This is a genomic window from Paraburkholderia dipogonis (assembly GCF_042680985.1).
Classification (GTDB): Bacteria; Pseudomonadota; Gammaproteobacteria; order Burkholderiales; family Burkholderiaceae; genus Paraburkholderia; species Paraburkholderia phytofirmans.
Map to the genome: position 1 here is coordinate 23408 of NZ_JBHUFR010000011.1, position 21912 is coordinate 45319.

Annotated in this window: 19 protein-coding genes and 2 pseudogenes; 4 read left to right on the forward strand and 17 right to left on the reverse strand. The window is 62.5% G+C overall.

Annotated elements, in window-relative coordinates:
• Positions 1-23: 23 nt before the first annotated feature.
• From ACFSNN_RS15585 to ACFSNN_RS15620, 8 genes and pseudogenes are all read right to left on the reverse strand, one after another.
• Positions 24-1268 carry a glycosyltransferase family 4 protein gene (locus tag ACFSNN_RS15585; protein ID WP_134456957.1) on the reverse strand — a complete coding sequence of 415 codons (1245 nt, stop codon included), beginning with the start codon at positions 1266-1268 and terminating at the stop codon, positions 24-26.
• Positions 1269-1578: 310 nt separating this feature from the next.
• A complete protein-coding gene (locus ACFSNN_RS15590) occupies positions 1579-2442 on the reverse strand; it encodes a sugar transferase (RefSeq protein WP_134458984.1) in 864 nt (287 codons plus the stop codon).
• Between the two features lie 915 nt (positions 2443-3357).
• Positions 3358-3532 (reverse strand): annotated as a pseudogene (locus ACFSNN_RS15595) (ABC transporter ATP-binding protein); the annotation flags it as partial.
• Between the two features lie 10 nt (positions 3533-3542).
• A pseudogene (locus ACFSNN_RS15600) lies at positions 3543-3785 on the reverse strand (ABC transporter permease subunit); the annotation flags it as partial.
• Positions 3786-3881: 96 nt separating this feature from the next.
• Positions 3882-4904 (reverse strand): UDP-glucose 4-epimerase GalE, encoded by a 1023-nt coding sequence (galE, locus tag ACFSNN_RS15605; RefSeq protein WP_134456955.1) that lies wholly within the window; start codon positions 4902-4904, stop codon positions 3882-3884.
• 12 nt (positions 4905-4916) lie between these two features.
• Positions 4917-6065 (reverse strand): glycosyltransferase family 4 protein, encoded by a 1149-nt coding sequence (locus tag ACFSNN_RS15610; RefSeq protein ID WP_134456954.1) that lies wholly within the window; start codon positions 6063-6065, stop codon positions 4917-4919.
• Between the two features lie 39 nt (positions 6066-6104).
• On the reverse strand, positions 6105-6935 hold the full coding sequence (locus ACFSNN_RS15615) for a glycosyltransferase (RefSeq protein WP_134456953.1): 831 nt from the start codon (positions 6933-6935) through the stop codon (positions 6105-6107).
• The gene (locus ACFSNN_RS15620; protein ID WP_134458982.1) at positions 6932-8194 is read right to left on the reverse strand and encodes an oligosaccharide flippase family protein; all 1263 of its coding nucleotides are present in this window, start codon (positions 8192-8194) and stop codon (positions 6932-6934) included. Before ACFSNN_RS15620 ends, ACFSNN_RS15615 begins: the two co-directional genes overlap by 4 nt.
• A gap of 301 nt (positions 8195-8495) precedes the next feature.
• Here ACFSNN_RS15620 and ACFSNN_RS15625 point away from each other — a divergent pair, with 301 nt between their 5' ends.
• The 4 genes from ACFSNN_RS15625 (at position 8496) to waaA (ending at position 13420) form a co-directional block, all read left to right on the forward strand.
• Complete coding sequence (locus ACFSNN_RS15625) at positions 8496-9890, forward strand: phosphomannomutase/phosphoglucomutase (RefSeq protein ID WP_134456952.1); 1395 nt, start codon at positions 8496-8498, stop codon at positions 9888-9890.
• A 213-nt stretch (positions 9891-10103) separates the two neighbouring features.
• Positions 10104-11105, forward strand: a complete 1002-nt coding sequence (gene waaC / locus ACFSNN_RS15630) for a lipopolysaccharide heptosyltransferase I (protein ID WP_134456951.1) — start codon at positions 10104-10106, stop codon at positions 11103-11105.
• Positions 11106-11154: 49 nt separating this feature from the next.
• Entirely contained in the window at positions 11155-12039 is an 885-nt protein-coding gene (locus tag ACFSNN_RS15635; protein ID WP_134456950.1) for a Kdo hydroxylase family protein, read from the forward strand.
• 67 nt (positions 12040-12106) lie between these two features.
• The gene (gene waaA / locus ACFSNN_RS15640; RefSeq protein WP_134456949.1) at positions 12107-13420 is read left to right on the forward strand and encodes a lipid IV(A) 3-deoxy-D-manno-octulosonic acid transferase; all 1314 of its coding nucleotides are present in this window, start codon (positions 12107-12109) and stop codon (positions 13418-13420) included.
• A 35-nt stretch (positions 13421-13455) separates the two neighbouring features.
• On the opposite strand, the gene ureG is transcribed toward waaA, so the two are convergent.
• From ureG to ACFSNN_RS15685, 9 genes are all read right to left on the reverse strand, one after another.
• Positions 13456-14109, reverse strand: a complete 654-nt coding sequence (gene ureG / locus ACFSNN_RS15645; protein WP_012431976.1) for an urease accessory protein UreG — start codon at positions 14107-14109, stop codon at positions 13456-13458.
• 11 nt (positions 14110-14120) lie between these two features.
• A complete protein-coding gene (locus tag ACFSNN_RS15650; RefSeq protein WP_134458980.1) occupies positions 14121-14801 on the reverse strand; it encodes an urease accessory protein UreF in 681 nt (226 codons plus the stop codon).
• Positions 14788-15453, reverse strand: coding sequence for an urease accessory protein UreE (gene ureE, locus ACFSNN_RS15655; RefSeq protein ID WP_134456948.1), 666 nt, complete (start codon positions 15451-15453; stop codon positions 14788-14790). The genes ACFSNN_RS15650 and ureE overlap by 14 nt, the downstream gene beginning before the upstream one ends.
• A 2-nt stretch (positions 15454-15455) precedes the next feature.
• On the reverse strand, positions 15456-17162 hold the full coding sequence (gene ureC, locus ACFSNN_RS15660; RefSeq protein ID WP_134456947.1) for an urease subunit alpha: 1707 nt from the start codon (positions 17160-17162) through the stop codon (positions 15456-15458).
• 58 nt (positions 17163-17220) lie between these two features.
• On the reverse strand, positions 17221-17526 hold the full coding sequence (locus ACFSNN_RS15665; protein WP_134456946.1) for an urease subunit beta: 306 nt from the start codon (positions 17524-17526) through the stop codon (positions 17221-17223).
• 15 nt (positions 17527-17541) lie between these two features.
• Positions 17542-17844, reverse strand: a complete 303-nt coding sequence (ureA, locus tag ACFSNN_RS15670) for an urease subunit gamma (RefSeq protein WP_011487082.1) — start codon at positions 17842-17844, stop codon at positions 17542-17544.
• A 77-nt stretch (positions 17845-17921) separates the two neighbouring features.
• On the reverse strand, positions 17922-18725 hold the full coding sequence (locus ACFSNN_RS15675; protein WP_134456945.1) for a transporter substrate-binding domain-containing protein: 804 nt from the start codon (positions 18723-18725) through the stop codon (positions 17922-17924).
• A gap of 252 nt (positions 18726-18977) precedes the next feature.
• Positions 18978-20081 (reverse strand): acyltransferase family protein, encoded by a 1104-nt coding sequence (locus ACFSNN_RS15680; RefSeq protein WP_244322774.1) that lies wholly within the window; start codon positions 20079-20081, stop codon positions 18978-18980.
• Between the two features lie 36 nt (positions 20082-20117).
• The gene (locus ACFSNN_RS15685; protein WP_134456944.1) at positions 20118-21815 is read right to left on the reverse strand and encodes a sialate O-acetylesterase family protein; all 1698 of its coding nucleotides are present in this window, start codon (positions 21813-21815) and stop codon (positions 20118-20120) included.
• Between the last annotated feature and the right edge of the window lie 97 nt (positions 21816-21912).

Consider the following 21912-nt stretch of genomic DNA (forward strand, 5'->3'; position numbering starts at 1 on the left):
TACGCGCGCCGCTGCGATTCGCGTTAAACGCGCGATGGCGCGGATTGTGCGGATTGCGTATGAACCGGACGAGCCGCTCCACCCGCGAGTTCACGCTCCAGAACATCGAGCAATTGATGTGCGGACCGCTCCCACCGGAAAGCACGAGCATGCTCCCGTCCTCGTTCACGCCAGGTTTCGCGCACCGCGGAGTCCTCCATCATCTGCGTCACCTTGTCGACGATGTCGTCGACCGAATGCGCGTCGCAGTACAGCGCGGCATTGCCGCATACCTCAGGAAGGGACGCTTCACGCGATACGATGACCGGACATCCACAAGTCATCGCCTCAAGCGGCGGCAGCCCGAAGCCCTCATATAACGAAGGAAACAGAAAGCAGGCTGCATTCTCATACAGCGCTCTCAATTCGCCGTCCGATACGAAGCCTGCGGGGATGACGTTTTTCGACAAGTCGTAACCCACTTTCGCCTGTGAACTGAAGACCCGTAAATCGCATCCGCCGACGACAACGAACTTCAGGTCAGCGCGGTCGCTCAGGCGCTCCATTGCCGCAACGATGCGTGGAAGGTTCTTTCCTACCGAGAGATTTCCGACAGCGAGTACGTAAGCATCGTTCTGCAGATTCAAGCGAGACAGAATCGCCGGATCCGGTGCGATCTTCTCGAAGTGGTCCACACCATTCAGGACTACCGAGATGCGCGACCCGTCGATGCCAAGTCGCTTCATGATGCGTGTTTTCGAGAACTCCGACACCGTCACGATGTGGCTGGCGTTGCGCTTCAGTAGAGAAAACGCGACGCGATACCAGAGCCTGTACTTCCACGAATAATTTTCTGGCAGATCGTAGATCGCAACGTCATGCATCATCACGACCTGCCGGCGAGCGAACAACGGGCCCATATTGCAAAGGCTGAGAAGCGTTCGGCCGCCAAGCGCGAATGGCAGTGCCAGTTGCTCCCACAGCGAGCCCTTGAACCACCGGCCGATCACCTTCGTTTTTGGCAAGACAACGTCGGTTCGTACGGTCGGGGGAACCAACACGGGCAGGTCGGTTTCATCGGGAAACAGACGTTGGAACGCCATCGCCAGTTCATAGCCGACACGTTGCACGCCTGTTATGCGTTGAGATGCGAACTTGCCATTGATTGCAAACCCAGCGGAAGGACCCCGCCAGTGAGACTGTCGCGGCGAGCTGATGTCGGCTGGCAACGCAGACTGAACGGGGGCATCTTCCGGGTGCACGTGAGACCGCTCCGCAAACTGCTTCATCGGATGTCGCTCCTGTATGCCAGCCGATGTGAGCATCGGGAAGGCGCTGTCAGCCGGCAAAAACGTTTGCCGTTCGGCCTTTCATGTGAGATTGCCGCAACTGGACTTTCGGGGGGAAAAGAAGGCGGGATGTCGGCTGTTTCGCTACGCCGCGAGGACGCGAAGCGAATTTCGTGAGCTTCACCGGCGAGATGATCTGAAATCCCGCGAGCCACGAAGAGCGTACCTGCAGAAGCCAATTCAATGACATGAACAATGTTCATAGGCATTTCGTCCGGGTTTCCTTGCGATGCACGGACGTGCATGCTGTTCAATACGCCCCGCTTCCGTCGAAGACCACCTTGAATGTTCTTAGCAGAATGCTGATGTCGAGCAGCGTCGAACGTTCCTTCACGTACGAGACGTCCAGCGCGACCCTCGTTGCGTAGTCAACGTTATTGCGTCCGCTGACTTGCCACAATCCTGTCACACCGGGCCTGACCGACAGGTAATAGTGGGCGTCGGGGCCATACCGTTCCAGTTCCTTCGTGACGATGGGGCGGGGGCCGACGAGACTCATGTCGCCACGAAGAACATTCCAGAGTTGAGGCAGTTCATCTAGGCTCGTCTTGCGCAGAATCCGGCCGACGGTGGTGATGCGTACATCGTTCTTAAGCTTGAAATCGCGATTCCATTCCTCGCGCGCGGCGGCGTCGGTGGCAAGAAGTTCGGCGAGAACGACATCGGCCTTCGGCACCATGGAGCGGAATTTCAGACAGCGAAACGATCGTCCGTTTCTTCCAACGCGCGGATGGCCAAAGAAAGCCGACCCGCCGTCGCTGATTACGACGCAACCTATGACGAGAAAAATCGGCAGCAGCACAAGGAGAAGCGCCGACGCGCCGAAAATGTCGAAAACGCGTTTTGTGAAGTCGCCTTTTCTCGACGGGATGTCAGGATCATTGGCCGCTGGCAACGCACGGCGAGGCATTGGGCCCGCAGCGGAATCCGCCGACACGTCCGAAGCAAACGGCTCCTCGGCGCGATTCAATTCCGAGGTGCTGTCCATATGCGAAGCTGAAAAGCCGCGGGCGCCCAATTCAGGATGTTCGGCGTGCGAACGACTTTCGTAGCGGGTATCGAAAGGATTGACGTCCTTTGACACTGATTTCGATACCTTGCCGACTAAAGCCATTGCTGCCCCCGGTTCGAAGTTCGTTGACGAATACATCAGTGTTTCGGCATTGCAAGTCGTGCCGGTTGTTTCAATCGTTGAGGCAAAGCACGCCATCAGACGAATGCGGCGGACGACTTGAGATCGGACAGCAGGGATATAGCAATCAAATTGCTATAAAAAATACTGCAAATAAGTAAGAAAATAAGCTGAAGAAAAATCAATAAAAACTGCTTCAAGCCAAGCGGGGGCGCGCCAGCGGCATGCTAAGCGTCGCATTCCCCGGCAACTTAAATCCTAATTATTTCAATAGAAAGTATAGCTTTGCAATTTGGCGTCCGTGCGCGGACAAGTCGTAAATTGCCGATGTCTTGGCCGACTCAGAAAGATATGCCAATCGGCTTCGCCATGCTTCAGACGGCAACCACTGGCACTACGAAAATATTTGATCGTTATCAATATCCCAACTGCCATAGCCGAAGCCGGATTCAACAGATAAACCAGTTTCACCCGGCGGGCCGAGGCTCACCGATTACGTATTGACCTACGATATCGATCAACGCGATAAATACGCGCCTGCTCCGTGCTTGATCGAGTATGTGTAGACGTAGAGTATCTGTACGAATGTCGCTACTCCGTTCGGTACAGCACACAAAGGCCGGTTAGCACGTGCGTGGATCGCCGCGTTCATGTGTATGATGATTGCGGCGTGCGGCGCGAACGCTGGCTGCAACAAGATAAGTGCCGATTGCCGTCGCCAAAGAGCTGCGGGTTGTTTTCAGAGTTCAGCCAAACATGTAGCGAGAATTTCCGTTGGCCTCAGTGTGCTGGCTAGCCCGCGAGATGAGTGTTCGATCTCGCACGCAAGATGCCGAATCTTTCATCTGGCTTGTGGAGTCGAGAGAGGAGGCGAATTTAGCTCGCGCGGTCTGCGCCTCAGGCAAGCCCGTGCGCGGCAATTCTGCCGTTCTCCGGTACATAGCCATAATCGGCCACATTGAATGCCACGGGGCGAACTATTCGACCAGCAACATGATGACGCCCTGACTCATCAGGTTGCCGATGATCGAAACGCCTCTTCGACCAGAATGGGCGCGAGTGTCATCGACGGTAACCATGCTGACCGCCGAGCCAGGCAACGCGCTAGTGCGCGTCTTGCGGCCGCCTATGATGATCGCGAGCAGGAACAGGATGGTGAGTTTGAAGTTATAGGTACTCGGCGAGATGTACTACTCCGAATACGAATAGATGCAGCCGGCCAGGCCGGCAATCCCGGCGCTGATCACAAACGCATAGACCTTGTCGCGGCACACCGAGACACCCATGCAGTCCGACGCGATCGGACCGTCGCGCAGCGCCGCGAAGAGCCAGTACTACGCGACTTCGTTCATCGGCCGGCCGCCGATCAAAAGTTTTGCTGCCCGGCGGCACCTTCGCGCCGCCGCCGACCTTCAATCAGTTCACGCGAAACCTTGCGGATTCGTCGATTGCCAGCGCCAGTGATCCGCGCACATCCGCTCGATGCCGAACTGCGCGCGCCAGCCGATGATCTTCTCGGCCGCGGCCGGATCGGCGAAACACGAAGCGACGTCGCCGGGGCGGCGCGCGACGATTTCATACGGCACCGGCCGGCCGGCGGCCTTCTCGAATGCCTTGACCACGTCGATCACGCTATAACCCTGACCCGTGCCGAGGTTCACGACGAAACTCGCATCCCGCTTGACCAGCGCGTCGAGCGCGGCCAGATGTCCGCGCGCCAGATCGACGACGTGGATGTAGTCGCGCACGCCGGTGCCGTCAGGTGTCTCGTAGTCGCCGCCGAACACGCGCAGCTTCTCGAGCTTGCCGACCGCCACCTGCGCGACATACGGCATCAGGTTGTTCGGAATGCCGGCGGGATCTTCGCCGATCAGACCGCTCTCGTGCGCACCGACCGGATTGAAGTAACGCAGCGTGGCAATGCGCCACGACGGATCGGCCAGTTCCAGGTCGCGCAGCACCTGCTCGGCGATCAGCTTCGACTGGCCGTAGGGGTTGGTCGCCGACAGTGGGAACGACTCGTCGATCGGCGAGCTCTTCGGCACGCCGTACACGGTGGCCGACGAGCTGAACACGAACTGCTTGACGTTACGGTCGCGCATTACGCCGAGCAAGGCCAGCAGGCTGCCGACGTTATTGCTGTAGTACTCGATCGGCTTGGCCACTGACTCGCCCACCGCCTTCAACGCGGCAAAATGAATCGCGCCCGTGATCGGATGCGCGTCGAAAATACGATTGAGCGCCGCTTCGTCGCGCGCATCGGCTTCGTAAAAGGTCACCGCCTTACCAGTGATCTTCTCCACGCGCCGCAGCGATTCGCGGTTGCTGTTCACGAGATTGTCGATTACCACGACGTCGTAACCGCCGTTCAGCAGTTCGACACAGGTGTGCGAGCCGATAAAACCCGCACCGCCCGTTACCAGAATCGTGCCCTTCGTGGTCATGCTGTTGCTCCGTTAAAGTAAAACGCCCGTCATTTTCTGCACCAGGTCCTTATACGTTTCGACGACCACGCGCTCGTCGAATTCTTCCGCGACTTTCTTCCGGCCGCGTTCAGCCATGGCCCGCCGTTCAGCGCCGCTCATGTCGAGCATGCGCGCCAGCGCGGCCGCAAGACTTTCTGCATTGCGCACTTCGCACAGCAATCCGTTGACGCCGTCCGCCACCACCTCGCGGCAGCCGGGCACGTCGGTGGCGACGATCGGCCGGCCTATCGCCGAGGCTTCCATCAGCGTGCGCGGTACGCCTTCGCGATACGACGGCAAGACCACGCAATCCGCCTCGGCGATCAAAGGCCGCACGTCGTGCGCCTCGCCAAGATACTCGATGATGCCTTCCTGTTCCCACGCCGCCACTTCTTCGCGGGTGATCGCGCTGGGATTGTCGACGCCTACCGGGCCGAGCAATTGGAACCGTGCGTGCGGGTAACGTTCACGCAACCGCCGCGCGGCTTCGACATATTCGCCCACGCCCTTGTCCCACAGCAGGCGCCCGATCAGCACGAAGCGGTAATCGGTTCGTTCCGGCAAGGGCGTGAAGGCGAACTGCACGAGGTCGACGCCTTCGCCATGCAACAACCGCGCACGCTCAGGATGCACCAACAAGTTCTGTTCGACAAACGCGGCTTGATCGTCGCGATTCAAAAACCATATTTCGCGCGGGAAACGGAACGCGAAACGATACAGTTTCTTGGCCACCTGAGCGGCGCGGCTATGCTGGATGAACACGTAGCCCAATCCCGTTGTGACCGCAACCGACTGCACCCCCGCCAGCTTCGCGGCGATCGAGCCATAGATATTCGGCTTGATCGTGTAGTGGAATACCACGTGCGGGCGGATCGACCGGTAATGCCGGTAGAGCGCGTACAGCGTGCGCAGGTCGTCGCGCGGACTGGTGCTCTTCGAGGCGACCGGCAAGTCGATGCAGCGGCAGCCCATGGCGGTGAGCAGTTCGAACGTGCGGTCGCGCGGCGCAACGATCGTCACGTCGACGCCGCGTCCGACCAGCATACGGATCAGCCCTTGCCGATAGGTATAGATTGCCCAGGCGGTGTTACAGACGAGTGTAATGCGCAACGCGGGCGTCGACTTCAGGGCAGGCTTCATGCGGGAACGAGCTCGGCGGTGAATGGGGTGATGAATGATTTAATGGCTCGCGCGCGGCGAGAGCAGGCTGCGTTTGATCCGCTGCAAGGCGCTGTAGGGCGTTACGAGATGCAGCAGATTTTTGGCGAGGCCCAGCCAATCGTACAGATTGGCGGCGTTGAAGTAGCGCAGTTGCAGCCTCAGCGTCGAACTCACCTGGCGGCGCCGTTTGGTCGCGCTGATGCCGCCTTCGTTCAGTTCGTAGTAGAGCCCGAGTTCCGGCAGGTTCGCGCAGTCGTAGCGCTCCATCAGACGCACGAACAGATCGAGATCTTCGGCGGAGCGATACTCGGCGCAGTAGTTGCCGACCGCGCGCACGGCGTCGATGCGCAGCATCATCGAAGGATGCGCAAGGCATGAGCGGAAAAAGCGCAGGCGGCGGATCGCGTTCGGTTCGGCGGGCGGCGTCAGCATGAAGAGCGGCTTGCCTTCGCGCGTGACGACTTGCGTCCACATGCCGAGGCCGGCCACGCGGGGATGCAATTCCATGAACACGCGTTGTTTGGCGAGCCGCTGCGGCACGCTGCGGTCGCCCGCGTCGATGCGCGCAGCATAGCGGAAGCCGCGCTGCGCAAGCGTGTCGATGCCGGTTTGAAGCGCGCGTTCGATACCGCCGTTCTGCGCCATGCGCAGCACTTCGATCTTCATATTGGCGATGGCCGGTGCGACTATCGGCGGCGTGCTGCCGTCGTCCACGATCAGCACGTGCACCGGCGCGCTTTCACTGAACGAGGCGAGCGTGAGGTCGAGATCGGCCTGGCCGTTGTATGCGGGAATCAGCACCGCGACGTCGTCGAGGGTCATTTGCGCGGTGGCGGGTGAGTTCGTCATGGGCGCAATTTGAAACGAATGTAATAAAGATTAACCGACGCGGCCGCCAGATAGCCGGCCGCGAGACCGACAAGCGCGCCATATGCGCCAAGCCGCGGAATGGCCAGCAGATTGACTGCAAACGCGACAGCCAGCGCCAGCAGCCATTTCGCGAGCAACACGAATTTGGCCTGATACTTCAGCACGATCAGATTGCCGATCGCCTCGATGCCGGCAGGCACCGACAACCACACGGCCCAGCGGAAGATCTCGATCGCGCCTTCGAACTGCGGCCCGAACACGCGGCGGATGATCAGCCCCGCGAGCAGATCCAGCACGATCGCGCCGCTCACCATGAGCGCGGCGGTCATGGCGGTGAGCCGCCACATATTGCGGCGCAGCTGGGCGGCCTCTTGCACACGATAGACGAAGGCGGGAGCAATGGTCTGCGCGAGCATCAGCGCGAGCGTGATCCAGTTTTCGTTCAACTGCTGGGCGGCGGAATAGCGCCCGAGATCGGCGAAGGAAATCGTCCGTTCGAGCATCAGCCGGTCCAGTTTCAGGAACAGGTACATACAGATCAGGCCGAGCCAGAACACCGTGCCGGCGCTCGCGAAATGCTTGAAGAGCGAGCGGTCGAGATGCCAGCCGAGCTTGCCGCCGTGCCGCCGCATGTAATAGATCAGCAGGACCGCGCCGATCGCCGCCGACTCGAGCGCCCACAGCCAGCCGAAGCGCGCGGGTGTGGCCGCCGCGCGCACCAGCACATAGACAAGAGCCGCTTTCAGCACCGCGGTGCTCATGCTGGTGAGCAACTGCGGCTTGCTGTAGGTCATGCTTTGCAGCCACGCGTTGATCACGCCGACGAACGGTTCGCGAAACAGCATGGTCACGGCGAGGCCGGCGAGCATGGCGCCGACCAGCGGATCGAAGAAGTGCAGGGCGATGCCGAGCCACGTCAGCAGCAAAGCCGCCACCGACACCGAAATGCGCAACGCGAAAGCGCTGCCCAGCACGGTGCCGAGCTGCGCCGGCGGGCGGTTGACGATGGTGGGCACCAGAATCTCCGCGCCGCACACCCAGGTGATGGGCGAGAGCACCAGCAGCAGCGTGTTCGCGTATTGCCATTTGCCGAACGTGTCCGGCCCGAAGTAGCGCGCCAGCATGCCGCTGATCACGATCGCCACGCCGATCTGCGTGAGCCGCTCCAGCCCGAGCCAGACGATATTCGTGAAGGCGCGCGTGACGTCCGGATTGGCGAAGCGTTTGAGCGTCAGCATCCGCTGGCCGCTCGCCGGTCCGCTTGCGCCGAGCGTGCCGACCCTGCCTGCGGCACCGCGAGCACGCGCGGCGCGCATGATTCGGGTGACGTGGTGCGCACGTTTGCCCAACCCGCCGACTGTCGCGGCAACTTTACATTTGGAGGGCGTCTAAGCATTAGAATGGTGCTATAAGGCTGGTCCGAAAGGCGCAATTATAAGTTGGAACCGGATCGCTTCCGGCAAGGGCGCATCGCTGTGTTTTACCGATTCATCGGCGGTGCGCCGGTCAAAATTCTCCATTGCACGCAAGTGAGCCAACATGATCTCCAAATCTATTTTCAAGGCATATGACATTCGCGGTGTAATCGGCAAGACGCTCGACGCCGATGCAGCGCGTTCGATCGGCCGCGCGTTCGGCAGCGAAGTGCGTGCCCAAGGCGGCGACGCCGTGGTGGTCGCGCGTGACGGCCGTCTGTCGGGTCCCGAGCTGGTCCAGGCTTTGTCCGACGGTCTGCGTGAAGCCGGCGTCGACGTGGTGAACGTGGGCATGGTGCCCACGCCGGTCGGCTACTTCGCGGCCAGCGTGCCGTTGCAGCTCGACGGCGGCGAGCGCCGCGTCGATTCGTGCATCGTCGTGACGGGTAGTCATAATCCGCCGGACTATAACGGCTTCAAGATGGTCCTGCGCGGCGCGGCGATTTACGGCGAGCAGATTCTCGCGCTGCATCAGCGCATCGTCGACGAAAACTTCTCCGCAGGTAGCGGCACGTACACCGAGTACGACATCGCCGACGCCTATCTCGAACGCATCACGAGCGACATCAAGCTCGCGCGTCCCATCAAGATCGTGGTCGACACCGGCAACGGCGTGGCCGGCGGCCTTGCGCCCAAGTTGTTCAAGAAGCTCGGCTGCGAACTGGTCGAACTGTTCACCGAGATCGACGGCAACTTCCCGAACCATCACCCGGACCCGGCTCATCCGGAAAATTTGCAGGACGTGATCCGCGCGCTGAAGGAAACGGACGCTGAAATCGGCTTCGCGTTCGATGGCGACGGCGACCGCCTGGGCGTGGTCACCAAAGACGGCGAGATCATCTACCCGGATCGCCAGTTGATGCTGTTCGCAGAAGAAGTGCTGTCGCGCAACAAGGGCGCGCAGATCATTTACGACGTGAAGTGCACGCGTAACCTCGCCAAGTGGGTGAAGGACAAGGGCGGCGAGCCGCTCATGTGGAAGACCGGCCACTCGCTCGTCAAGGCGAAGCTGCGTGAAACCGGCGCGCCGCTGGCCGGCGAAATGAGCGGCCACGTGTTCTTCAAGGACCGCTGGTACGGTTTCGACGACGGCCTGTACACCGGAGCGCGCCTGCTCGAAATCCTCACGCGTGTGGAAGACCCGAGCAAGCTGCTGAACTCGCTGCCGAACTCGAACTCCACGCCGGAACTGCAGCTGAAGCTCGAGGAAGGCGAAAACTTCGAACTGATCGCGCGCCTCCAGCAAAACGCGAAGTTCACTGGCGCGGACGACGTGGTGAAGATCGACGGTCTGCGCGTCGAGTATCCGGACGGGTTCGGTCTCGCGCGTTCGTCGAACACCACGCCGGTCGTGGTGATGCGTTTCGAAGCCGATAACGACGCGGCGCTCAAGCGCATCCAGGAGGACTTCCGCCGCGTGATCATGGCGGAAAAGCCTGACGCGAAGCTGCCGTTCTAAACGCATGAGCGGCGCCGCGGTTCTTTTCGAACCGCGGTGGCCGTCGAACGCGGCGCGGGTTTTTTTGACCGCGCCGCGTTTTTTCATGCGGTGTGCATGCAACGCGCTAGAATTGCCGTCCTCATGAGAAACGGCTGAGCGTTTCAGGTTTTTCTCATGCCCCTTGGGGCTCTCTCAACGCATCTTCGGGCCGGATAGCCGGTTTTCCCACTCTTGAGCGTGCAAAAGATACTGATCGTGAGGGTGTCGTCGTTGGGCGACGTCGTTCACAACATGCCGGTGATCGCCGATATCCGACGCCGTCATCCCGAGGCCCAGATTGACTGGCTCGTCGAAGAAAGCTTCGTGGGGCTCGTGCAACTCGTGAGCGGCGTACACCGGGCGATTCCCGTGTCGCTGCGGCGCTGGCGCAAGCGCATTCTGTCGGTCGAGAACTGGCGCGAGATCGGCGCATTTCGCCGCGCGCTCGCCGCCGAACACTACGACCTCGTGATCGATTGCCAGGGGCTCATCAAGACGGCGTGGGTCGCGAGCATGGCGCGCGGCACACTGGTCGGTCTCGCGAACCGTACCGACGGCGCGGGCTTCGAATGGCCGGTGCGCTTCTTCTACGACAAGCGCGTGCCGATCGAGCCGCGCACCCATGTGGTCGAGCGCACGCGCCAACTGGTGGCCGCGGCGCTGAACGACCCGCCGCCGCAGCCTACCGACGACATCGACTTCGGCATCGACACCGGGCGCGCGGCGCTGGCTTTGTCGGAGGCGAATCTGAACCTGCCGGTGCCGTACGTCGTGTTCGTGCACGCCACCTCGCGCGCCGACAAGCAGTGGCCCGATACCGCGTGGATCGAGCTGGGGCAGTCGCTGGTGCGGCGCGGTGCGTCGATCGTGCTGCCGTGGGGCAGCGAAGAGGAGCGCGCGACCAGCGAGCGTCTGGCGAAAGAGTTCGGCGCCGCCGCCATCGTGCCGCCCAGGCTCTCGTTGCCCGCGGTGGTCGGCCTGATCGAAGGCGCGGCCGCGACCGTGGGTGTTGACACAGGTCTGGTTCACATCGCCGCGGCGCTGAAGCGGCCGACGGTCGAGTTGTACAATTTCGCCACTGCGTGGCGCACTGGCGGCTACTGGTCGCCGAACGTCGTCAATCTCGGTACGGCCGGACAGCCGCCCACGTTGCAACAGGTGAAGTCGGCACTCGCGGGCTTCGGCCTGCTATGACACGTCCGGGGCGCTTCGCCTTGCGCTCCAACCGTTTTCAAGGGCGACCATGAACGAAACCCAGATCATCGAAGTAGCGAACGCCGACTGGCACGGACGCAATCTGTCCGCGCCGCGCGAGACGCTGCTGGCCGGCGTCGAACGCGGCAAGGTGCTGTATTTTCCCAATCTGCGCTTCGCGATCGAAGGCGGCGAACAGGCGCTGCTCGACCCCGCGCTCGCCGACCCGAGCCGCAAGAACATCAGCCTCGAACCCAATGGCGGCGCGCTGCACGGCGTGGCCGGCGACGCCGTCACGCAATCCGCCGTGCGTGCCTTGATCGCGCGGTATCAGACCAATGCGCGCACGCTGGTCGACGGGCTTTTTCCCGAATACAACGGCAGATTGCGCGTGGCGCCGACCAGCCTGCGGCTGCATCAGGTGGAAACGCGCGAGACGTCATGGCGCAAAGACGACAGCCGTCTGCACGTGGACGCCTTTCCTTCGCGGCCGAACTACGGCGAGCGCATTCTGCGCGTGTTCACCAACGTCAATCCGCAAGGCACGCCGCGTGTATGGCGCGTCGGCGAACCGTTCGAGGACATGGCCAAACGGTTTCTGCCGCGCATCAAGCCGCAGATGCCGGGCGCGGCGTGGCTGCTGAACCTGCTGCATGTGACCAAATCGCCGCGCAGCGAGTACGACCATCTGATGCTGCATCTGCACGACGGCATGAAGGCCGACCTCGACTATCAGAAGTCGAGCCCGCAGGAGACCATGCCGTTTCCGCCTGGCAGCGTTTGGGTGTGCTTCTCGGATCAAACTTCGCACGCGGTCATGTCCGGCCAGTTCATGCTGGAGCAGACTTTTTTCCTGCCGGTCAAGGCGATGGCGCAGCCGGAATGCGCGCCACTCGGAATTCTCGAGCGCCTGAAGGGCAGGGCTCTCGTTTGAGCGCCGCAGTCCATTTGGCGGTTTCGCTCGACGCCTCGGCTCGTCGCTTCAGGCCGGCGGAGTGCCGATGCTGAGGGCGATCTATCACGCGCTCTGGTGGATCATCGCGCCGCTGGCCGTGTTGCGCCTGTTGATCCGCTCTCGTAAAGAGCGCGGCTATCGCGAGCATATCGGCGAGCGCTTCGGTTATTCGCGCGGCCGGTTGCCCGAAGACGATGCGCCGCTGATCTGGGTGCACGCGGTGTCGGTGGGCGAGACGCGCGCCGCGCAACCGCTGATCGATGCGCTGATCAAGGCGCGTCCCGACGCGCGCATTCTGTTGACGCACATGACGCCGAGCGGACGCGCCACCGGCGAGCAGATTTTCGGCGACCGGGTCTTGCGCAGTTATCTGCCGTACGACATGCCGCACGCCGTGCAGCGGTTTTTGCGGGCATGGCGGCCGTCGCTTGGCCTGGTGATGGAAACCGAAGTGTGGCCGACGCTGATCGACGAGTGCCGTCGCGCGGACGTGCCGCTGGTGCTGACCAATGCGCGCATGTCGGCGCGCTCCTATAAGCGCGCGGCGAAGTTCGGCAGCGCGACCAAGGACGTGTTCGGCGGCTTTGCGCGCGTGCTGGCGCAGAGTCCATCGGATGCCGAGCGGCTGACCGCGCTCGGCGCGCGCAACGCAGCCGTGCTTGGCAATCTGAAATTCGACATGAGCACGCCACCGGAACTGGCGGCGCGCGGGCATGCGTGGCGCGCGGCAATCGGCGCGCGTCCGGTGTGGGTCGCGGCGAGTACGCGCGAGGGCGAAGAGGAACTGGTGCTGCAGGCGTTCGCGGCGCTCGGTATCGACAACGCATTGCTGATTCTGGTGCCGCGTCATCCGCAACGGTTCAACGAGGTGGCGGGGCTGGTCGAGAAGGCCGGGCTGCGGCTCGCGCGACGGTCGGTGTGGGCGCCGGATGCCAAGGTGGCATCGGCGGCGGCCGCTGGCGGCGGTGTGCCAGCGTTGCCTTCCAGCGTGAACGTGTTGTTGGGCGATTCGATGGGTGAGTTGGGCGCTTACTATGCCGCTTCGGATCTGGCGTTCATCGGCGGTAGTTTGTTGCCGTTGGGCGGGCAGAATCTGATCGAGGCGTGCGCGGTCGGTGTGCCCGTGCTGATCGGTCCGCATGTGTTCAACTTCACGCAGGCCACCGCGGATGCCGTGGCGGCGGGCGCCGCGGTGCAGGTGAAGGATCCGGCCGATCTGGGGCGCGCGTTGCGTGAGCTGTTTGGCGACAAGGCGCGCAGGATGGCTATGGGCGGCGCGGCCTCGGCGTTCGCCGCGCGCCACCGCGGCGCGACGGCGCGGACCGTGGATGTGTTGATGGCGTTGTTGCCGGAGGAATGAGGGAGGGGCGAAACGCGCAATGCTCGCCCGCCTGCTCAAACCTTCAACAACCCCTTCTCCTCAATAAACCTCACCACCACCTCCAACCCGTCGAGCGCCTTCAGATTGCACATCACGAAGGGCCGTTCGCCGCGCATCTTTTTCGCGTCCGACGCCATCACATCGAGATTCGCGCCGACCATCGGCGCGAGGTCCGTCTTGTTGATCACCAGCAGATCCGACTTCGTAATGCCCGGCCCACCTTTACGCGGAATCTTCTCACCGCCCGCCACATCGATCACGTAGATCGTCAAATCCGACAGTTCCGGACTGAACGTCGCCGCGAGGTTGTCGCCGCCCGATTCGATGAAGACGATATCCGCATCGGGAAAACGCGTCAGCATGCGGTCCACCGCTTCGAGGTTGATCGACGCGTCTTCGCGAATCGCCGTGTGCGGACAGCCGCCCGTCTCGACGCCCATGATCCGTTCAGCCGGCAACGCGCCCGCCACGGTCAGCAGACGCTGATCTTCCTTCGTATAGATGTCGTTGGTGATGGCGACGAGGTCGTACTGTTCGCGCATCGCCTTGCAGAGCATTTCGAGCAGCGTGGTCTTGCCCGAGCCGACCGGGCCGCCGACGCCCACGCGCAGCGGCGGCAGTTTCTTGGTGCGGACGGACGAGTGAGCGGGCTGATGAGGTGCGTTCATGATGGATCGTTTTATGAGCGAAAGAGCCGCGAATACTGCGACTCGTGACGCGCCGAGAGAATGCCGAGTTGCGGCGCGAAGGTATTGATGTCGTCCGGCGATGTGGCCATGGCGCGCTTGACGGCCGCATCGATCGGCTCGCGCAGGGCGACGATGATGCGTTGACCGGCAAGTTGTCCCAAAGGCACGGCCTTCAACGCGGCGGCCGCCTGGTTTTCCACCCAGCTGAAGGCGTAGGCGGCGAGTGCGGCGTCGACGGCGGCGTCGTGCGCGTAGGCGGCGAAGGCAAACGCGGTGGGCTGAGCGAGCGGCGTCAGCGAGGCAAGCGTCGCGCGCCGTTCCGCATCGCCCCATTCGAGCGATACGCACAACTGCCGCAACGACCAGCCCATCTGTTCCGTTTCGCGGCGCAATTCGGCGGATTCGCGGCTCGCCAGGAATTCGCTGTTGGCGTGCGCGAGGGCCGCGGCGTCATGCGCGCGCCAGCGTTCCATCTGATGCGCGAGGAACGGCAACTCACCGCGCGCGAGCACGTCGGTCAAGCCGCCGGCGATCCAGTCGCGAGCGGAATCGGCGTCGGTGATCAGTTGCGCTTCGATGGCGGCTTCCAGACCCTGCGAGTAGCTGAATGCGCCGATCGGCAGCGCCGGCGACGCAAGATGCAGCAGCGCCGTCAGTTCAGCGATGCGCATGATGATGGTGATGCCCGTGGCCGCACGATTCGTTGTGGACGTGATCGCCGTGGTCGTGGTCATGATCGTGCGCATGCGAATGACCCTGCGCGGCGTGGCTATGTTCGCCCTCATGGTCATGCGAATGTTCATGTCCATGATGCTCGCCGAACACCTGCTGTGCGAGCGCGTAATCCTCGGCGAAGGTTTCGTCGTGACCATGCTTATGGCCGCCGCCATACGCTCCGGATTCCGGCTGGAACGGCATCGAAACCTGATCGACGCTCGCGCCGATGCGCTTGAGCATATCGGCCAGCACCGGATCGAATTCGAGCTTCAGATAATCGGCGCCGACTTCCACCGGCGTGTGGCGATTGCCGAGGTGATACGCGGCGCGAGTCAAAGTCAGCGCGTCTTTCGCGCGAACATACAGGACCGTTTCCTGCGCGGCGACGACCCGCACGAGACCGCCGTCGTCGGCGACCAATACATCGCCGTCGCGCAGCACAGTGCCGCGCGGCAACAGCAGCGCGACTTCTTCGCCGCTATCGAGCGTGGCCGCGAGCCGGCTTTTGCGGCGGTCGTCGAACGCCAGTGTCAGCGTCGGCGCGCGCTTGATCAGCACGGGCGCAAGCTTCAGATGCGGCGCGATAAGTTTGTCGATGGTGCGCATGTCTAGAACAGAAAGTAGCGTTGCGCCATCGGCAGCACGGTGGCCGGTTCGCAGGTCAGCAACTGACCGTCGGCAATCACCTGATAGGTTTCCGGATCGACACTGATCGCCGGACGCCACGCGTTGTGGATCATGTCTGCCTTCGAAATGTTGCGGCAGTTCCTGACCGCAACGATACGCTTGTTCAGGCCGTAGCGTTCGCCGACGCCTCCATCGGCGGCCATCTGCGAGACGAAGGTCAGGGAAGTGCGTCCCAAAGCGCCGCCGCGCGTGGCGAACATCTCGCGATAGTGCACCGGCTGCGGCGTCGGAATCGATGCGTTGGGGTCGCCCATCTGCGCCATGGCGATCATGCCGCCCTTGAGGATCAGCGACGGCTTGATGCCGAAAAACGCCGGCTCCCAGAACACCAGGTCGGCCCACTTGCCTGGCTCGATCGAGCCGACTTCATGCGCGATGCCGTGCGTGATCGCCGGGTTGATCGTGTACTTGGCGACGTAGCGCTTCGCACGGAAGTTGTCGTGGCGCGTGTTGTCTTCAGGCAGCGCGCCGCGTTGCACCTTCATCTTGTGCGCGGTCTGCCAGGTGCGGATGATCACTTCGCCGACGCGGCCCATGGCCTGCGAGTCCGACGACAGCATCGACAGCGCGCCGAGATCGTGCAGGATGTCCTCGGCGGCGATCGTCTCGCGGCGAATGCGCGACTCGGCGAACGCGATGTCTTCCGCAATCGACGGGTCCAGGTGATGGCACACCATCAGCATGTCGAGATGCTCTTCGAGCGTGTTGACGGTGTATGGGCGCGTCGGATTCGTCGAGGAGGGCAACACGTTCGCTTCGCCGCAGACCTTGATGATGTCCGGTGCGTGGCCGCCGCCCGCGCCTTCCGTGTGATACGTGTGAATCGTGCGGCTCTTGAACGCGGCTACGGTCGCTTCGACGAAACCGGCTTCGTTCAGCGTGTCCGTGTGAATCGCGACCTGCGTGTCGGTATCGTCGGCGACTGAAAGGCAGTTGTCGATCGCGGCCGGCGTCGTGCCCCAGTCCTCATGCAGCTTCAAACCGATCGCGCCCGCGGCGATCTGCTCCAGTGCCGGCTGCGGCAGGCTCACATTGCCTTTGCCGAGAAAGCCGAGATTCATCGGATAACCGTCGGCCGCTTGCAGCATACGTTCGAGATGCCACGGCCCCGGCGTGCACGTCGTCGCGTTCGTGCCTGTCGCCGGACCGGTGCCGCCGCCGAGCATCGTGGTCACGCCGCTGGCCAGCGCCTCTTCGATCTGCTGCGGGCTGATGAAGTGAATATGCGTGTCGATGCCGCCCGCCGTCACGATCAGGCCTTCGCCCGCGATCACTTCGGTGGAGGCGCCGATCGCGATCGTCACGTTCGGCTGGATGTCGGGATTGCCCGCTTTGCCGATCGCGGCGATGCGGCCGTCCTTGATGCCGATGTCGGCCTTGACGATGCCCCAGTGATCGAGAATCACGGCGTTCGTCACGACGGTATCGACCACCTCGGCATGCACGCGTTGCGACTGGCCCATGCCGTCGCGAATCACTTTGCCGCCGCCGAATTTCACTTCTTCGCCGTAGGTGGTGAAGTCGCGCTCGACTTCGATCAGCAATTCGGTGTCGGCGAGGCGCACGCGGTCGCCGGTGGTGGGGCCGAACATTTCCGCGTATGCGCGGCGGCCAATGCGTAAGGTCATGGTGTGGGTCCGGGAATGAACAGGGCGATCTGGGTTCGTGCCAAGCGTGGAGGAGGCCTTACAGCTTGCCCATCACCTTGCCGTTGAAGCCGTAGACGACGCGCTCGCCCGCCAGTTCGACCAGTTCGACGGTGCGTTCCTGGCCGGGCTCGAAGCGCACGGCGGTGCCCGCCGCGATGTTCAGCCGGAAGCCGCGCGCGGCATCGCGATCGAACGCGAGCGCTTCGTTCACTTCGTAGAAGTGGTAATGCGAGCCGATCTGCACCGGACGGTCGCCGGTATTCGACACGACCACCGTGACGGTGGCGCGGCCCGCGTTCAGTTCGTGTTCGCCGTCGTCGATGAGGAGTTCGCCGGGAATCATCTGGGGGAGCCTTGATCAGGGAATCGGGTGATGAACGGTGACGAGCTTGGTGCCGTCGGGGAACGTGGCTTCGACCTGGATGTCGGGGATCATTTCCGGCACGCCTTCCATAACGTCGTCGCGAGTGAGCAGCGTGGTGCCGTAGTGCATCACTTCGGCGACGGTCTTGCCGTCGCGGGCCGCTTCCATCAGCGCGGCGGTGATAAAGGCGATCGCTTCCGGATAGTTCAGTTTGAGGCCGCGCGCGCGGCGCCGTTCGGCAAGCAGCGCGGCGGTGAAGATCAGCAGCTTGTCCTTCTCGCGAGGTGTCAGCTTCATCGAGTGAGTGCGTAGGGTTGTGACGAGTGCAATGCCGGATAAGCCGGTCACGGTATCAAGACCGGCTAACGGCGCGCTTACAGATCGGCCGGCAGCGGCGCGCTGAACCACTTCTTCGACATCGTGTTGAGCGTGCCGTCCTGCTTCGCCTGCGCGATGGCGGCGTTCACTTTCTGCTGCAGGCGTGGCTCGTTCTTGTTCATCCCGACGAAGCACGGCGAATTCTTGATGACGAATTTCGGCTCCGGCCGGCGCGGCGGATTCTTCGCGAGGATCGCGGCCGCGGCGATGTTGCCTGCCGCAATCAGCTGCACCTGGCCTGAGAGGAACGCGGCGATAGTCGCGTTGTTGTCCTCGAAGCGCTTGATGGTCGCGTTCGGCGCCATTTGCGTGAGACCGATTTCCTCGAGCGCGCCACGGGTTGCGCCGACCGTCTTGCCGGTCAGATCGGCCGGGCCGCTCACCTTGATGTCGGCGGGACCGAACACGCCCTGGAAGTACGGCGCGTAGGCGGTCGAGAAGTCGATCACCTTCTCGCGATCCGGCGTCTTGCCGAGCGACGAGATCACCAGGTCCACCTTGCCCGTTTGCAGATACGGAATGCGGTTGGCGCTATTGACCGGCACGAGTTCGAGCTTCACGTTCATCGACTTCGCGAGCAGAGCGGCGGTGTCGATGTCGTAGCCCTGCGGCTTCATGTCCGCGCCGACCGAACCGAACGGCGGATAGTCTTCCGGCACGGCGACCTTGAGGACGCCGGCTTTGGCGATGTTATCGAGCGTATCCGCGTGAGCGGCGGGCGCATTGACGGCGAGGACGGGCGAGAGCAACAGTGCGGCGAGCCAGGCGCGACGCGCGGGGCGAAGAGTCGATCGAGTCATGTTCTGTGAGCGGTGGTGGCGACGGGCCGGTCGGCTGCCGTCAGGACGCGGCAGCATCGTGGGCGGTGTCGATGCAAGGTGTGTGCCATGACGGTGCAGCATGGCCTGACGGCACGCCGCGATGAGCGATGCACTCAGTTGAAGCGTCGGGATGCGCCGGATTGGTGCGCGCCTTGTCTTGCGGCGGTGAAAGGCCGCGAAAGTCGTGGCGATGCTGGGCCTTGTCCGCGCCAAGACGGTCCACGACCAGAATCACACGCGCGACTTCGCGCTTTTGTCCGCGCGCGGAGCAGGCTTACCGGAAGACTCCGCGCCTTCGCTTCGCGCTGCCGCGGTTTCCGCAAAGCCGGCCCAACTCGCGACTCGAAGACGCTTCGCGAGAACATAGATGGCGATCGGCAACGTCAGGCCGACCGCGCTGCCGAGCACGAAGTGGACGACCGGATGGCCGATGCCGAACGCCAGCAACGCGTTCCAGACCAGGGCGGTGGCAAGCACATGCATCAGGTAGATTGGCTTCCACGTCAAGCCGATCAATACGATCCAGCGCGACCTTCGCCAGATCGGCAAGCATCTTCCAACCGAGAGGGCTGCTGCAACGCCCAGAAAACTCGTCAGCAGCGAATACAAGTCGAGATGGTGGCCGAACCGCTGCCCCATGAACGCGGCGGCGCCAAAGGCGATTGCGCTCGCCAATGCGACATAGACGCCCGACGCGTGGCTCTCCTGCCGATCCGGCCGCGAGGCGAGCAGCACGCCGGCCAGGAAGAAAACGAGGCCCCAGCATGTCATCGTGACGATGCCCCAGCGACTTCGTATGGCGACGGTTGCGCTCGCCAGGATCATCGCGACAATCAGGCTGCGGTTTGCCACTGTCAACGCACATCGGACCGTAGTGGGTCGTGGCCATAGCGTGACGAACGCGACGATCTGACAGATGAACAGAGCGTAGAGAAACCAGAATTGTCCAATGGGCGCCCATGCCAGACGAGCCAATTCGAATTGCTGGGCAGGGTAGTCTTGATAGTCGGCTACCAGCCATTGCACAGCCATTTGCAGTATCGACCAAAGCAGATACGGATAGAGAACAGTCGACGCAAGCGACTTCAGCAAGCGTGCTCGTGAGCGTTGCAAAGAGGCCAGCGTGCTCACGCCCAGAAGGAAGAAGACCGTTGGGTATCCCAGCGTGCCGGCTGCGTACAGAAGAACTTTCAGAAGACGGGCCACGTGCCCATCCTGCAGAAAGCCGGCGTCGCTGATCCGCTGCAGCACTTCGGCGCTTACGATCGCGCTGATGGAAATTGCCAGGCCGCCTCGGATGCGCTCTTCTTTCACCATTCCCTCGTTCCGGTTCATGTTGCCACGCAATGCGGCCGGCCATTTAACGCGGCGCTACAGCTGCACATCGAAAATCACGCACCAGTTGTCGAGACGCATCGATTCGCGCCCGTCGTTGAACCGGATCGCGTCGCCCTGCGAATCGCGCAGATTGCCACGCGGACCGTAACGGCTTCCCGCGACGCCGACGCCGTTGAATGCGTACTCGACATGCGTACCGGCAGGGATAGTCGATCGAGCAGTAATGCTCACTTCGTCGGGTCCGGTGATCGATACCGAGCGGATTGGCAGCAAGTTACCGGACGGCAGGCGCAACGAGAAACCATAGTCCGAATTGCCGGCAACCTGCATCGTGTCCCATCTGAGAGGCGGGGCAGGGACATTGAAGCGCAGCACGGCGGTCGTGCCCTCGCGTCGCCAGTTCAATGGTTCGAGAGGCGTCCATGTCTGTTTATCGATCAGAATTCTCTTGAGGACCAGCCCATAATAGGCGCCCACCCATTCGGTGCTGCGATTGTCGGTATGGCCGCCGTCCACGTAGCGAAACAGATACATCGGCACCGCGAGATGAATGTGGGGATCTTCGTGGCTGGCTTCCAGCAGCGCGAGTGCGATATGCGGATACCGCTGGCCGAAACGGCGATGGGTGGCCACTTGATAGGTAATCATCTCGACGTCCTGCGTCTGGCCGGTCAGCACCTTGGCGTCGCGATCGACGTCGGCCCGTAAGCGCTTCAGCTTCGCAATGTAAGTCGGAATCGATGTGTGGCCGGAATCGTCGGCTTCCCCTTGCGTCCAGGTGATCGCGCCGACGCCGTAAGTCTTGCCCTGTGCGCCTGCGAGCCGTTTCCCCTCGCTGATATCGCGCAGCAACCGCGTGTAGTAAGTCCCCGCCGGCGACAGCGTCGCAATGTCCATCGATCCTTCGCCCGGCGCCGATCCGATGAAACGGTAGGGCAGGTCCGCGTGACTCTGCAGGTTCTCCTGCTCGATGAGTTGCATGGCCATGTTCAAGGTGCCGCTCGTTGGCGTCTCGGCCTTGTCGCCCCATTGAGTCTCGGTCAACGGCACGAACTGCTGGTAGGCCGCGTCGACGCCGGCATCTTGCACGCCGTCTTGAGCGCGCACGCCGCCGCTGAAACGCAACGAGGAATAGCGCTGATGAGTGGACAACACGGGCTTGTTGAAAAATCCCTGACTGAGCGACTGGCCGTAGCTAATGATGTGGGTGATGTCCCACGGCGCTGCGCCGTGCGGAATCCATGCCGAGTAGGCCGGTTCGACGCGTCCATCGCCGGAGCCTGCCTGTGATGCGTCGAAGATCGTCGTGGTGGACAGCGCACCCGAGGTCGATACTTTCACCACTGTCCAGCCGCCGGCCGACGATGCGAGAGCGAAACGAAGCTCGCTACCCGGCCGCCCGTCCGGGTTTTGCACGACCAGGCTGGCCTCGTTGCCGTCGACCTGAATGTGAAGGGTTTCAGGTAGCGCCGTCAGGCGATCGCAGGCAGTTGCCGTCGACACGTGTCGAAGCTGCTGAAAGAGATCTTTTACTTCCGCGAGTGTGGCGGCCTCGGCTCCGCAGTTCGCGCGCTTATAGCGCCACAGCGGGTCGAACCTGTCTCGCCATTCGGCCACCGCGCTGCCGATATCGCGTTCCGCCGATGAAGCGGAGACGCGAAGGTCGCGCGGCGAACATGCGCAACATGCGCTACATGCGATTGCCAACACGACGAGGTACACGAAACGCATTGGGTCATCCTGGGCGTCATCTGCGCCGGACGATTGTAAGAGAACAATCGAATGCGTTATGTGCGAGTTCGCACGTAGTGAGCCGCCTGAGTACAGG

Excerpts from the sequence above, each read along its gene's own strand:
- ACFSNN_RS15585 (WP_134456957.1), bottom strand. The coding sequence starts at position 1,268 with ATGAAGCAGTTTGCGGAGCGGTCTCACGTGCACCCGGAAGATGCCCCC.
- ACFSNN_RS15590 (WP_134458984.1), bottom strand. The coding sequence starts at position 2,442 with ATGGCTTTAGTCGGCAAGGTATCGAAATCAGTGTCAAAGGACGTCAAT.
- galE (WP_134456955.1), bottom strand. The coding sequence starts at position 4,904 with ATGACCACGAAGGGCACGATTCTGGTAACGGGCGGTGCGGGTTTTATC.
- ACFSNN_RS15610 (WP_134456954.1), bottom strand. The coding sequence starts at position 6,065 with ATGAAGCCTGCCCTGAAGTCGACGCCCGCGTTGCGCATTACACTCGTC.
- ACFSNN_RS15615 (WP_134456953.1), bottom strand. The coding sequence starts at position 6,935 with ATGACGAACTCACCCGCCACCGCGCAAATGACCCTCGACGACGTCGCG.
- ACFSNN_RS15620 (WP_134458982.1), bottom strand. The coding sequence starts at position 8,194 with ATGCTGACGCTCAAACGCTTCGCCAATCCGGACGTCACGCGCGCCTTC.
- ACFSNN_RS15625 (WP_134456952.1), top strand. The coding sequence starts at position 8,496 with ATGATCTCCAAATCTATTTTCAAGGCATATGACATTCGCGGTGTAATC.
- ACFSNN_RS15635 (WP_134456950.1), top strand. The coding sequence starts at position 11,155 with ATGAACGAAACCCAGATCATCGAAGTAGCGAACGCCGACTGGCACGGA.
- waaA (WP_134456949.1), top strand. The coding sequence starts at position 12,107 with ATGCTGAGGGCGATCTATCACGCGCTCTGGTGGATCATCGCGCCGCTG.
- ureG (WP_012431976.1), bottom strand. The coding sequence starts at position 14,109 with ATGAACGCACCTCATCAGCCCGCTCACTCGTCCGTCCGCACCAAGAAA.
- ACFSNN_RS15650 (WP_134458980.1), bottom strand. The coding sequence starts at position 14,801 with ATGCGCATCGCTGAACTGACGGCGCTGCTGCATCTTGCGTCGCCGGCG.
- ureE (WP_134456948.1), bottom strand. The coding sequence starts at position 15,453 with ATGCGCACCATCGACAAACTTATCGCGCCGCATCTGAAGCTTGCGCCC.
- ureC (WP_134456947.1), bottom strand. The coding sequence starts at position 17,162 with ATGACCTTACGCATTGGCCGCCGCGCATACGCGGAAATGTTCGGCCCC.
- ACFSNN_RS15665 (WP_134456946.1), bottom strand. The coding sequence starts at position 17,526 with ATGATTCCCGGCGAACTCCTCATCGACGACGGCGAACACGAACTGAAC.
- ureA (WP_011487082.1), bottom strand. The coding sequence starts at position 17,844 with ATGAAGCTGACACCTCGCGAGAAGGACAAGCTGCTGATCTTCACCGCC.
- ACFSNN_RS15675 (WP_134456945.1), bottom strand. The coding sequence starts at position 18,725 with ATGACTCGATCGACTCTTCGCCCCGCGCGTCGCGCCTGGCTCGCCGCA.
- ACFSNN_RS15680 (WP_244322774.1), bottom strand. The coding sequence starts at position 20,081 with ATGAACCGGAACGAGGGAATGGTGAAAGAAGAGCGCATCCGAGGCGGC.
- ACFSNN_RS15685 (WP_134456944.1), bottom strand. The coding sequence starts at position 21,815 with ATGCGTTTCGTGTACCTCGTCGTGTTGGCAATCGCATGTAGCGCATGT.